Origin of the sequence: Paraglaciecola sp., assembly GCF_051252315.1 — a bacterium.
Classification (GTDB): Bacteria; Pseudomonadota; Gammaproteobacteria; order Enterobacterales; family Alteromonadaceae; genus Paraglaciecola.
In genome coordinates, this window is the sequence record NZ_JBPOFP010000122.1 from 1 (window position 1) to 12661 (window position 12661).

Consider the following 12661-nt stretch of genomic DNA (forward strand, 5'->3'; position numbering starts at 1 on the left):
CCTTTGAAGTACTGCATATGAATAAGATCATGTTCAATTTCGTGCGTGATCGAGGTGAAAAATGCACCTAAAACGATACAAGCCCATGCTGGAATAAAACCAAGAAAATACAAAACACCTGCAGTGCAAAATCCAATAACTGACATTAATAATAAACTCAAACCTAGGCCATTTTGTTTCGCTAAGATTGCATGTTTAGAGCGTACATTGTTTTCTTGAGCCTTTATAAAGGTAACAATTTCTCTAATGATATTTTTGTCTTGGCTTGTTTGCATTTGTTTCCTGTTCTTGTACTTTGTTTTGATTAGTAACTGCTGTTAGAGCTTGATTTAAATGTGATTTTTGTTTCTAAGGTCTATAAACTTGAACTTGGTTGTAACCTTGCTCATGTAACAATAATGCTTGCAATTGACTCATCACGCCTCGGTCACAATACAAATAATACTGCTTAGTTTGATCGAGCGTTGGAAACTTAGAAGCTAACTTAAAAAACGGAATGTGGTTCACTGTCACATTCGGCAATGTTAGCGGTTTCGCTTCTTGTTCTTCAGCTGAACGTATGTCTAGTACCACACTATTATTGGGTAAGACTTCTACTTCAGCTACGTACTCTGTCTCTTCGGCGGCTTCTTCAGCGATTGAGCGAATATCACGCATTTTAGCAATGCTAATTTCTCGGTCAATTATACTCATGTCTAGTTTGCATTCTTCTGCTTCAATATCAGCCAAAATTGCATGAGTAGTCGGTTTACGTGATATTACCCCACAATACTCTGGCATCACTTTGGCAAATTCTTCGGTGCCTATTTGTTTGGCTTGTTCGATAATGTCATATTTGTCTAAACATATGAGAGGGCGAAGGATAACCTTGTCGGTGGCTTTATCAATGACACTTAAGTTGGTCAAGGTTTGACTCGACACCTGTCCTAAACTTTCACCTGTGACCAACGCAGTAATTTGTAGTTTGTCAGCGACTTTACTTGCGGCTCTCATCATCATGCGTTTGAGTACAACACCCATTAGGCTGTTTTCTACGTTTTCCAGAATGTCATTTACCACAGGAGCGAAGTCAACCGAAATGAACTTCACTTTATGTGATTCACTATAACGCTTCCATAAATAGTGACTGACTTGTTTTACGCCAATTTCATGTTCGCGGCCACCTAAGTTAAAAAAGCAAAAGTGTGTGCGAGTGCCACGACGTATCATTTGATAGGTGGCAACCCCAGAATCGTACCCGCCTGACATCAAAGATAAAGCTTCACCTTGAGTGGGGAGCGGCATACCTCCTAAACATTTAATTTTAAGGTGACTTTGAAATAAGGTGTTGTTGTGTATCTCAAATTCAATCACCTGATCGGGGCGTTTTAGATTTACGCCGCCAGTGTCACAATATTGGTTAAGGTAGCCACCTACATAACGTTCAGCTTCTAAAGATGAAAAGTCATGTTTACCTTTACGTTTAACCCGAACCACAAAACTTTTGCCAATTAAAAGTGGGGCCCAAGTTTGTTCAATTTGTTTACAGATATCGTCTAAATCAGTAAAGGTGCTTTCTTGCACCCGAATAATTTGATCAATGCCAGGTATGCGTTGCAACAATTCTACAATTTGGTCATGTTTATCAATTGATTTCGGGTTGATAATAAATGTCAGTTTATCCCAAGCCCCTCGTACTTCTACAGACAGCTCATTTAACTTGAAAATTCTACGTATGCTGCCTTCCAATACAAAGGTAAAACGTTTACGCACAGTGCGGCTTTTAATAATGATTTCGGGATGGAGCCTGATAATAAACTGCATAATTAAAACGCTTTGACTAATTTTTGTTGAAATTTAAGGGGGCGGATTATAATACCAATTGCCTGTGATTGGTATCCGTTGCTTGGTTAAGTCAGCAATATGGTATGACTAGTGTTTACTTTTAGCGCACATAGCAGGATTGTTTTTACATAAACTATCCATAACTTGTTCGGTTTCGATGTCAACGTGACGGCGAATTATGCGTTTAATGTGCTCACGCAGCCATATTAAGCCTTGGTCAGTATCTTGCCGTTTATGCCACAGACTAGATACTTGTTGCGGCATTAATTCGATTGGCAGTTTGGTTGCTGCTAACTCTCCCGAAATTATTTCATTGGCAACCGCCGAAATAGGGATCACACAAATGAGGTTACTTTGTTTGATTAAATTGGCGACTGAAGAAAAGTGGTTAACTGTCACGGCAACTCGTCTTGATAATCCGTGTTGGAGTAAAACTTGATCAGTAAAGCCTGTTATGTCGCCAGATAAAGAGACTAAAAGGTGATCAGCTGCCGCAAACTCTTCTAATTTAAGATCCGCTTTCGCTAACGGATGGTCATGTTTCATGATGCAGATAAATTGCGGCGAAAATAAATATTCAGCTCTAAAGGTGTTTGAAATAACGCTCGAACTGCCAACCACCATATCGACTTCAGCGTCTTCAAGTATTTGGTTGGTATTGACAATTGTATAGGGCACTGCGTGAATATTGACCCCAGGTGCTTCTTTTTCAATAGTTGCACGCAAAGCTGGCCACACCATGTCTACGACTATGTCAGTCGCTGCTACTCTGAAGGTTCGTTTGGCTGTAGTTGGGTCAAAGCTTTTAGGATCGACAGCTTCGGTTAAGGAGGTCAGTGGTGCTCGTACCTGATTCCATAAGTTTTGTGCATGTAAAGTCGGCTGGATATTACGACCATCTTTGACAAAAAGTTCATCTTTCCAGGCTACGCGCATTCTACTCACAGCGTTAGAGACAGCAGGTTGGGTCATCGATAAACGATTAGCGGCTCGAGTAATCGAACGCTCTGTCATGATGGCATCAAAGACCATTAAAAGGTTTAATTCTTGTGGGCGCATAAACTGTCTACCATCTAAATACTCTTTCAATTAATATATCATTTTAGTGAATGTGTTTCATATTAATATATAATTATTTTTATTTTAAATGGGTGGCATAATTAACCCATACAATTTAAACCTCCAGTTTGAATTAACATTTTTAATTTATTATTTTATCGCTCTTAAGGAGTATCCACACATGAATGTGAAATTTTTTATACGACGGAGTATGCTCAAGGCAGCGCTTACAATATTTGTAATGGTATTAGCTCATGTCAGTTACGCAGAGCAAACTAATCCACAGGTGTTACTTGAAAAAGTTACCAAAACAACTTTCGCAAGAATTGAATTAGAGCAACAAGATATTCAATCTAACCCTGATCACTTAAGGGGGATTATTGAACAGGAATTAATGCCTCACATTGATCATCAATTTGCCGCGTTTAAGGTGCTAGGTAAACAGTTTAGAGCTGTACCTAAAGAACAAATTCCAGAATTTGTTGGAGAGTTTAAACAGTACTTGATATCAAATTTTGCTACGGCTCTTTCTAGTTATGGCGGGCAGGAATTAATTTTTGAGCCTGCTAAAAATGTAGACAAACTTAAAAATATAACGGTTAAGGCCATTATACGAGAAGCGGGCCACCCTGATATTCATATCAATTTTAAATTGCGTAAAAGCAAGAAAACCCAAGAGTGGAAGACGTATGACATGGTTGCTGAAGGCATCAGTTTGTTATCAAGTAAACGCAGTGAATTTGCTTCAGTACTGCGCCAACAGGGAATACAGGCCGTAATTGATATTATGAAAAACAAAAATAATCAGCCTTTAGATGTGGCAGCAAACGCTAATTAAAATCAATTAGAGGGATTATAATACCAATGTGCATTGTTATTATAATCCCGCAAATTTGCCAAAAGTGGCATTAAAATCTAGCTCTCACTTTTTTCGTAGCCAAACCATTTTTTTAGTTGTTTACGTACTAAAAATAATACCAAGCCAAACAACAAGGCTAATAAAGCGCCCCAAAACTCAAGAGCCTTGGTCCAAAAAGTATCCTCGAAGTTTTTGCGTCTTTGGTCGTCTAAAAATGCTTCATTTACATCTACATTTACTTCTAGGGTGTTAGCGGTTTTAGGTATAGCTGGGCCTGTGCAATCTTCAGTGTTAAATAAATTTACGGTGGCACTTACTACAAAGTTTCCTGCCTGAGTGGCAGTTAAGTTAAATTTAGCGTCTACCCCAGAGGGGTGCAGTAATAAACATCTTGAAGATACCGGAGATACATCGAAGTCAGGGGCATTAGCTTCAACTAGAGCGAACTGTCCTACTGCAGCTATATTAGTGTCAGCATAATTCATCTTTGCGGTTTGTTTTGGTTTAAATTCTTCATCACCAATCCACACATTTAACAGACCTTTATTACCCGGTAGTTGCAGTTGTTTTGAGCCTGAAACCACTACCGAATAATATTCATGTGTTGGGTTTTTATCCTCCTTTGAAGGTATGGGGAATGTTGGAGAATAATCTCGATTGCCACCAAATTCTGGGTCATCTGATGCTTCGTCTCCTGGGAGAGGGGTAATTGATGGTGAAGATATAGTAGACGTGGGTGGTGATAACACAGGTTGGGGGGCTGCGACTATTGGCTCTGGTGTTGCGGTCACAGGAGGTGCTTTAGCTGTATCACTAGGTGGTAATTCAGTTACCGGCTCAGGTTCGATTGAACTAGCACCTTGCTTTGCTCCATTGTCTTCAATTTCTTGTTTTTGGCCACAAGCTGCGATTGCCAACAAAATTGCTAGGCAGCAAAAAATGTTTAAAACATTTTTGAATTTTTGGGTTAAAGACATATCAATTCCTTCTGTACGCTCTTATATTTATTTGATGCTAGTCCATAAAATCACCCGAAACAAGCATATAAGCCCCTAGAAACTAAATGTTTTTTGAGGGTGTTGTCTATCTATTACAAATGGCAAAATAGCCAGTTCATAAATTAATTCAATCGAGTGTTGTTAATTGAAATTTTCTCAACGAGCACAAGCAATTTCTCCCTTTTATGCCATGGCTTTTGGTGAAAAAGCGGCGAAATTAGAAGCCCAAGGTAAACATGTTGTTAAGTTAAATTTAGGCGAGCCAGATTTTGGCGCCCCACCTGACGTGTTAAAGGCCATGCAGAAGTTGGCTGACAATGCAGATCTGCCTTACACTTCTGCGCTAGGTTTGCCTGAGTTACGCCAAGCTATCGCCAATTTTTATCAAACCACCCATCAAGTTTATATTAACCCACAACGAATTGTGATTACTGCAGGTGCTTCAGCTGCCTTATTGTTATTATCAGCCGCTTTGGTTGATGAAGGCGATCAAGTGATTATGGCTGATCCTTGTTACCCCTGTAACCAAGAATTTATCAAAAGTTTTGCTGGCAAGGTGCAACTTGTGCCAACAGGCGCTGGCTCGCACTTTCAATTAAATAAAGCGTTATTAGCACAACATTGGCAAAGTGATACGCGGGGATTAATGTTAGCTACCCCTTCCAATCCAACGGGCACTGCTGTAGCTGAAGTTGATTTGCTGGCCATGTGCGAATTTGCACGTAGCAAAGGCGCATGGCGAATTGTGGATGAGATATATCTAAATTTGCATCATGGTGACGCTGATAGGCAACCTAAAAGTGTGCTGTGTTTTGACGAACAAGCCATAGTGGTGAATAGTTTTTCTAAATATTTTGGCATGACAGGCTGGCGATTGGGTTGGTGTGTGGTGCCACAAGAAATGGTCGAAGTGATGGAACGTTTGGCACAGAACTATTTTATTTGTCCGTCAACCGTGGCACAAAAAGCGGCTTTGCAATGTTTTACTACTCGTTCAATTTCAGTTTGTGAATCGAGACGACAAACGCTTATCGCAAGAAAAAATTTGATTTTAGCCGGATTAAAAAAGTGTGGTTTGCCAGTGCCCGTTGAGCCTGATGGTGCCTTTTATGTTTATATAGACGTAAGCGCGACGGGGCTCACCGCGATGAATTTTTGTGAACGGGTGTTGCAAGAAGTGTTTGTAGCACTTACCCCTAGCAATGACTTTAGCGAACAAGGCGATAAACAGTTTGTCCGTTTGTCTTTTGCTTCGGCAGAATCTGAACTAGAAGAGGGATTAAAACGTTTAGGGACTTTTATGCAGTCTTTAATTTGAAGTAAAAGCTGATTTCAGATTATTGAAAGAGTTCGATTAAAACAAAGTGTCGCAAAAATTATATATATCTTTTAGCTCAATCCAATGGTGATATATTGTTAATGTACACCATTGATTTGAGCCAAAAAGATGAATAACCTACTAGTAATGATTAACGCGCTGCTAGAGTAACAGCAGTCGAATTATTACTGTATTTACCACTGGTTAAAAAGTTGTTTATTTGCACTGCATTGTTGCCATATTGTTCAACAAAGTTAACCATATTTAAATTGTTGCACTTTACGTTTTCAGTGACATAACTCTTACTCAAACCCGCTTTTTTAAGTTCAACTGATAACTTCGCTTTGTTTCCTTCACTTGCTACTAAACATAACTTTGTGGTGATGTTACTGTCTTTTGCTACAAGCATATTTGATGCGCTTGCTATACCAATTGAACTTAAAGTTAAAGTAGTAATGGCGATTGCTTTAGTTAATGTATTCATCATTTTTTCCTAATATTGTTAATTAATTAAATAGTCAATGTGACTTGTGTTGTCACTTGCATTGTTACTTAGTTTAGGAATTGCAATGGTGATGCCAATATTTTAAATCGTTATAAATCAATGGTTTATTTATTTTTGTGGGGTTTGGGTATTTAAGTTTAAATCGTGTTGACCAATAGTTTGGTTTTTATGGCTATGTTTTGGTTTATTTGACCAGTAAAAAGGCTAGGTTCGGTTTTGGTTGCTTAAATTTTGGCAATTAGTGTGGGATTAGTCTTTTTTCCTAACAGTAATTTCAATGTTTTTACTGCTCCCGGCAAACCATTTTTGTACGTAAATACTGCCCATAATAGGCGGCATTCCTTCTTCTGGAATTTCTTTATATCTCACACTATTTTTATTTTATCGGTCATAGTTCACCAAATATTGGGGGTTAAAAATTCTTCAATATTACAGGGTCGTAATCGTCAGCATTCAAGGTCAGATTGTATTGTTTGGCAAGAGTGTCTAGTTCAACTTGTTGAATGGCTAATTCATCCATCACAATTGTGTTGTCATCTAGTTTCCATAATTGACGGCTACCAGCGTAACAATAGTGCATGGCCAACATTGCGTTCACATCTCCTGTTTTTGCTGCAACTTTAAGTTTTAGCATTTTACGATTAATTTTGTTTAGGGATTGTTTCAACTCCCAAACGTAGACGACTTCTTTCATAAAATCGTGAGTACGGTATTTATTTAACGTCCAAGCAATAGTAATACACGTGAGTACTACACCAAGTAAGTTCCAATGAAAATGGCTACCGCTTTCATCTGGGAATAAACCAATGAGCAATTGCGCTATGCCTAGACTACCTATAACTAAGCTTGCAATACAGGCGAAGATAACTTGGTTGAGGTTGGTACGATAACGCGCTTTATTTATTTCAATGAGTTGCATAACGGCCTAAAAATTTAAGGGAGAGTACTTAATTAAAAAGAGCATTCTATCATGTTCTTATCTTTAACAAATTCCTGTACAACGTTTTTAACGCTTAAGTTAAGCAGCCAATATTCGACTGAAAATACTCTAAAAATTTACGGGTTTTAAAAGCGATACTTCTGCTTTGGTACAATACCGTTAACTTGAGTGCTACTGGTTCTTTATCCAATTTAACCCGTTTTATTTTAGTTAAGGCTTGCTTAGATTGACATAAATAATCAGGTAATTTTGCCAGTCCTAAGTTTTGAGTGGTGGCTTGCAGTCGCATTTGAGGGCTAGATAATACTATTTTAGCGGGAACGGCAACGAGCTGAACTTTGTGTTTGTCTCTAAATAACCACTGGGCGTTAATATTAGACGTTATACATTGTTCTTCTTTTAAATCTTCTGCTGTTTCTAAATGCTGAGTGTTGTAATCAATGCCAGCATAAAGAGATTGAGGAAAGCTTAATAATTGTTTGCCTATCCAATTTGTATCTGACAAGTCAGTCTCATGCAAAACAAAAATTAAGTCATAGTGGTAACTTTCTTCAGGTAATGCCGAAGAGTAGTGGCTGCAATTTATCGTTACATCAGGGTAATGTTTGGCATAATTTGTCACTATTGTACTGATGACTTCATTAAAAAACTCTATAGGTAACAATATGTTAAGTTTTCCTTTGGGAGTTGTATTGAGTTCATGTAAATCATTTTCAACGTTGTTTAACGCTTCTAAATGGGGTTTGCATGATTGATATAACAATAGGCCGCTTTCCGTCAGCTCTTGGCTTCTGGTGCTTCGAACCAACAATTGATATCCCAAGCTTTCTTCTAGGTTGGCTAATCTTCGACTGACTTTAGACTTAGGCACATCCATATTTTTTGAGGCTTGTGTCAGTGAGCCTGACTCGATAATCGTCGAGAAAAATTTGAGGTCGTCTAAGTTAAGCATGTTGATTGTTCTAAATATGAGACAGTTAGTCTTATTAAGTCAGTATATGAAATTAAATGCAATCCTATTAAACTGGGTTTTCGATTTTGAATAACCAAAAAGGCTAGTTAAATGAGTAAAGTAAAACTAATTAACCCGAATGATTTTGAACAAGAAGTTAATGCACATAATGGTGCAGTGTTAGTCGACTTTTTTGCCCAGTGGTGTGGCCCTTGTAAAATGATTTCTCCTTTGTTGGACAAATTATCCAATGAGAAGGATGACATTAAAATAGTGAAAATCGATGCTGATGAGTCTCAAGAATTAATGGCAAGGTTTGGCGTGAGAGGTATCCCTACTTTGTTGTTGTTTAAAGATGGTGAATTAGCCAAAACTAAGGTTGGAGCATTGTCATTAACCCAGTTAAATGAATTTGTGGCCTAGACTGCATTATGTACCTCGATCCCCGGTTAATAGGCACTTGATCTTATTCCAAATCCGGGGGTATACAATATCGACTATGGAGGTCATTCGTGGTCGATATTTTAACTTTAATTAAGAGGAAAAATACTCACTATTAGTTTTATTGGTCTATAAGGAAATATGAAAATGACAAAAAGGTTAAATAGCTAAGATTAATTGTCTCTCAATAGTTGTCTATAGAGTATTCAAAAGGAAGTGCAGCATGGTCAAACCCGCAGAAACAATCGATCAAGTGATCGAACAACTAACAGATATCTTAACTTGGGCAAAAAAACATAATTCTCGCGCCGGGTATTTTGCAGCCTTGTATCGTAAAGTAACCATTAGGGTGAAAGTCGGCATTGAACAAGGTGAGTTTGAAAATGCGGAGCGCATGGAACGATTAGATGTCATTTTTGCTAATCGTTACATACATGCGTTTTATCAATATCAAAATGGAGAAATACCTACAAAGTCTTGGCAGCAGGCGTTTGAAGCTAATAAATGCTGGTGGCCAATAGTGTTACAACACTTGTTACTTGGCATGAATGCTCATATCAACTTAGATTTAGGCATTGCAGCTGCGCAAACTTCACCGGGTAAGGAATTGCCGTCACTTCAACAAGACTTTAATCAAATAAATCAGGTATTAGCTTCATTGGTAAATGGTGTGCAAAACGATTTAGCCGAGATATGGCCTATTTTAGGTTTCTTTAATCGAATTTTTGACAACATAATTAAATCCGTTATTAATTTTAGTATGGAAAAAGCCCGAGATGCCGCGTGGGAATTTGCTGAGAATTTAGCCCCATTATCTAAACCCAACCAACAAGTGTTAATTTCACAAAAAGATCAACAAATGGCCGACTTCTCTAAGGTCATTCGTTTTCCGGGCTTCACCGGAAGTGCGATCGTAAAACTTATCCGTATTGGTGAAAGAGGCGATGTAGTGAGTAAAATTAAGGTATTAGATTAAACTTGGTGTTAAAACGTTCTAAGTCCGAAAAAAAGCAAAAGGTGATAAACCTTTTGCTTTTAGATTTTCTATTTAGAATTGATGGAAATAATAGCTTTTAATAACTCGCTATTTAATAAATATCTATTTTATAAATAACATTTCTTGATATTTAGGTATTGGCCATAATTCATCAGATACCACCAGTTCAAGGGCATCAGCGTGAGTTCGAACTTCCAGCATAAGCGGGCATAACACTTGAGCGCAGTGGTTCATGTGTGCCTCTTCGCTTTCAAACTCTTCAATATCAATAGCAGCTTGAAGTTTGGTGACAGCCGCCATCATAGCGTCGGTTTCTGCTACAACAGTGTCAATACTATTGTGGCTGATTGTAATATTTAACTTACTTAGGTTTGTGGCTGCACTGGCAAGACTATCTAAATATTGTATTGTGGCTGGGTAGATTCGAGTACTGGCCATACCCACCACTAACTTAGCTTCCACTTCAATAGATAACACATATTGCTCTGCGTATACTTCAAAGCGACTAGCTAATTCAGCCGGTGATAACACTCCCGTTGATTTAAATAACTCAACAACTGAAGGGTCTTTGAACGCTGGTAATGCATCAGCTGTAGTTGGGATATTCTTTAAGCCACGTTCTTCAACAGCGGCTTTATGCCAATCCGTTGAGTAACCATCGCCTCCAAAAATAACATTACCGTGTTCTTCCATTAATTCTTGTAACACAGTGATAACAGCTGCCGTTTTGTCTTCACCTTTAGTTAGTGTTGCTTCTAGTTTTTCACCGATCCAGTTTAATGAATCTGCCAACATGGTGTTCATAGCTACCAGTGGACCAGAGACAGATTGTGAAGAACCTACCGCTCTAAATTCAAAACGGTTACCAGTGAAAGCAAAAGGAGAAGTACGGTTACGGTCACCCGGATCTCGTTCGAATTGAAGAATCTGAGAAAGACCTAGATCCATTAAGCCACCTTTGGCTTTTTCTAGTAACTTACCTTCTTTAATATCACTAAACACACTTTCTAGCTGGGTACCTAAATACACAGACAAAATAGCTGGTGGAGCTTCGTTTGCTCCTAATCTATGGTCATTAGCTGCAGACGCAATCACGGCTCTTAATAATGGACCGTATTTATGTACGCCGCGAATAACGGCACCGCAGAACAATAAGAAGTTAAGGTTGTCGTGAGGTGTACTACCTGGATCCAATAAATTACCTTGGGTAGAGTTACCTACTGACCAGTTTACGTGTTTACCCGAACCGTTTACGCCAGCAAATGGTTTTTCGTGTAATAAACATAAGAAACCATGTTCTTTTGCGGTGCTTTTCATCAAAGTCATCATCATTTGTTGATGATCAGCTGCTACATTGGCTGCTTCAAAGTAAGGGGCAATTTCAAATTGACCAGGTGCTACTTCGTTATGGTGAGTTTTGGCTGGAATACCTAAGCGATATAACTTGTCTTCAAAGTCTTGCATGAACACTTGTACACGAGCTGGAATAGCACCGAAGTAGTGGTCATCAAATTGTTGTCCCTTAGCTGGGGCTGCGCCAAACAAGGTGCGGCCAGCTAAAATTAGATCTGGACGAGCATTGGCAAAATGTTCATCTACCAAGAAGTATTCTTGTTCAGCACCACAACTTGAATTTAGCGTGGCTATATCGGTTTCGCCCATCAAACTTAATACTTTTTGAGCGGCTTTATCCATGGCTTTGTTAGAACGTAATAGAGGGATCTTTTTATCTAATGCTTCACCAGTCCAAGACATAAACACACTTGGGATCATTAACGTAGCGCCGTTTGCAGTTTGCATTACATAAGCTGGACTAGATGGATCCCAAGCTGTATAACCACGAGCGGCGTTGGTCATACGTAAACTACCGTTCGGGAATGATGAACCGTCTGGTTCGCCTTTTATTAATAAGCTACCGGTAAACTCGGTAATTGCTCCACCGTCTGAATTAGTCACAATGAAACCATCATGTTTTTCAGCAGTGATATTGGTCATAGGGTAGAAAATATGCGAGAAAAACTTAGCACCTTTTTCCATCGCCCAATCTTTCATTGCGGCAGCAACCACATCAGCCGTGGCTGTATCTAACGGAGCACCGGTTTGTACGGTTTTTTTCATGGCTTTGAAGGCATTTTTTGATAGCGCTTCTTCCATTGCAGCTAGGCTAAATACATCTGATGCCCATATTTTTTTCAATGGTTCTGTTGGGCTGCACTCTTTTGGTGCTCTCTTGGTGATTTCGTTAATTGCGTTTGTACGAGAAGTTAATCCAGCCATATTTATTCCTAAGCTATATATTTAAAGGTATGAAAGGTCTGTCAAAACTTAAACCAGACAGAGCTAATCAGTTTTTTGATACAAATTTAAAGTTACTACAAGCATCAATTAAGCCAACTTTAAATGGAGCTTAGGTGTCTTTTGCAAAGGAAAGGGCCTAGCAATAATGGTTTTGAAAAATATGCGCTAATAACGAGGAAGTGATGAACTTTGTTGTTGATGATTGACTTGGCCTACCTGGTCTTTAATTCATTGCCGCGATTAAAAGTGTTTGGCGAGAATAAGGTTTATACAGCAAGGATCATCGCGTCCTAGTTTTAGGTTTAAAAATACCCACCCAAAAAGCGACTTCTAAGAGTATCCCTAGAATGATAAAAGATACGGCGCCTGTGACACTGCCAACAAAATAACAAACTAATGCTAAACAAATTAATGCACCTAACATTAGATACTTTCCTAAAGTTGTCATAAGTCACCTTATAGTCATGAAT

The 12661-nt window shown here is 38.6% G+C and carries 12 protein-coding genes and 1 pseudogene; 4 read left to right on the plus strand and 9 right to left on the minus strand.

Features of this window, described 5'->3' with window-relative positions; all coding sequences use genetic code 11:
• The 3 genes and pseudogenes from ACSHXM_RS18095 to ACSHXM_RS18105 all read right to left on the minus strand — a co-directional run.
• Positions 1–275 (minus strand): annotated as a pseudogene (locus ACSHXM_RS18095) (fatty acid desaturase); the annotation flags it as partial.
• A gap of 73 nt (positions 276–348) precedes the next feature.
• Positions 349–1803: a tRNA uracil 4-sulfurtransferase ThiI gene (gene thiI / locus ACSHXM_RS18100; RefSeq protein ID WP_435691106.1), complete on the minus strand. Its 1455-nt coding sequence runs from the start codon at positions 1801–1803 to the stop codon at positions 349–351.
• A 108-nt stretch (positions 1804–1911) separates the two neighbouring features.
• Complete coding sequence (locus ACSHXM_RS18105; protein ID WP_435691108.1) at positions 1912–2913, minus strand: LysR family transcriptional regulator; 1002 nt, start codon at positions 2911–2913, stop codon at positions 1912–1914.
• 151 nt (positions 2914–3064) lie between these two features.
• Between ACSHXM_RS18105 and ACSHXM_RS18110 the strand changes: the two genes are divergently transcribed.
• Entirely contained in the window at positions 3065–3721 is a 657-nt protein-coding gene (locus tag ACSHXM_RS18110; RefSeq protein WP_435691110.1) for an MlaC/ttg2D family ABC transporter substrate-binding protein, read from the plus strand.
• Between the two features lie 77 nt (positions 3722–3798).
• Here ACSHXM_RS18110 and ACSHXM_RS18115 read toward each other — a convergent pair whose 3' ends face one another.
• Positions 3799–4719 (minus strand): hypothetical protein, encoded by a 921-nt coding sequence (locus ACSHXM_RS18115; protein ID WP_435691111.1) that lies wholly within the window; start codon positions 4717–4719, stop codon positions 3799–3801.
• A gap of 166 nt (positions 4720–4885) precedes the next feature.
• Here ACSHXM_RS18115 and ACSHXM_RS18120 point away from each other — a divergent pair, with 166 nt between their 5' ends.
• Positions 4886–6058, plus strand: a complete 1173-nt coding sequence (locus ACSHXM_RS18120; RefSeq protein ID WP_435691112.1) for an aminotransferase class I/II-fold pyridoxal phosphate-dependent enzyme — start codon at positions 4886–4888, stop codon at positions 6056–6058.
• A gap of 151 nt (positions 6059–6209) precedes the next feature.
• Here ACSHXM_RS18120 and ACSHXM_RS18125 read toward each other — a convergent pair whose 3' ends face one another.
• From ACSHXM_RS18125 to ACSHXM_RS18135, 3 genes are all read right to left on the minus strand, one after another.
• Entirely contained in the window at positions 6210–6542 is a 333-nt protein-coding gene (locus tag ACSHXM_RS18125; RefSeq protein WP_435691114.1) for a DUF3718 domain-containing protein, read from the minus strand.
• 433 nt (positions 6543–6975) lie between these two features.
• The gene (locus tag ACSHXM_RS18130) at positions 6976–7482 is read right to left on the minus strand and encodes a DUF3087 domain-containing protein (protein ID WP_435691116.1); all 507 of its coding nucleotides are present in this window, start codon (positions 7480–7482) and stop codon (positions 6976–6978) included.
• Positions 7483–7576: 94 nt separating this feature from the next.
• Positions 7577–8455 carry a LysR family transcriptional regulator gene (locus ACSHXM_RS18135; RefSeq protein ID WP_435691118.1) on the minus strand — a complete coding sequence of 293 codons (879 nt, stop codon included), beginning with the start codon at positions 8453–8455 and terminating at the stop codon, positions 7577–7579.
• Positions 8456–8566: 111 nt separating this feature from the next.
• On the opposite strand from ACSHXM_RS18135, the gene trxA reads away from it, so the two are divergent.
• Positions 8567–8878: a thioredoxin gene (gene trxA / locus ACSHXM_RS18140; protein ID WP_435691120.1), complete on the plus strand. Its 312-nt coding sequence runs from the start codon at positions 8567–8569 to the stop codon at positions 8876–8878.
• Positions 8879–9119: 241 nt separating this feature from the next.
• Entirely contained in the window at positions 9120–9872 is a 753-nt protein-coding gene (locus tag ACSHXM_RS18145) for a DUF5995 family protein (RefSeq protein ID WP_435691122.1), read from the plus strand.
• 123 nt (positions 9873–9995) lie between these two features.
• Here the strand turns inward: ACSHXM_RS18145 and ACSHXM_RS18150 are convergent, their stop codons facing one another.
• The gene (locus tag ACSHXM_RS18150) at positions 9996–12170 is read right to left on the minus strand and encodes a glutamine synthetase III (protein WP_435691124.1); all 2175 of its coding nucleotides are present in this window, start codon (positions 12168–12170) and stop codon (positions 9996–9998) included.
• Between the two features lie 301 nt (positions 12171–12471).
• Positions 12472–12639: a hypothetical protein gene (locus ACSHXM_RS18155; protein WP_435691126.1), complete on the minus strand. Its 168-nt coding sequence runs from the start codon at positions 12637–12639 to the stop codon at positions 12472–12474.
• Positions 12640–12661 lie beyond the last annotated feature (22 nt).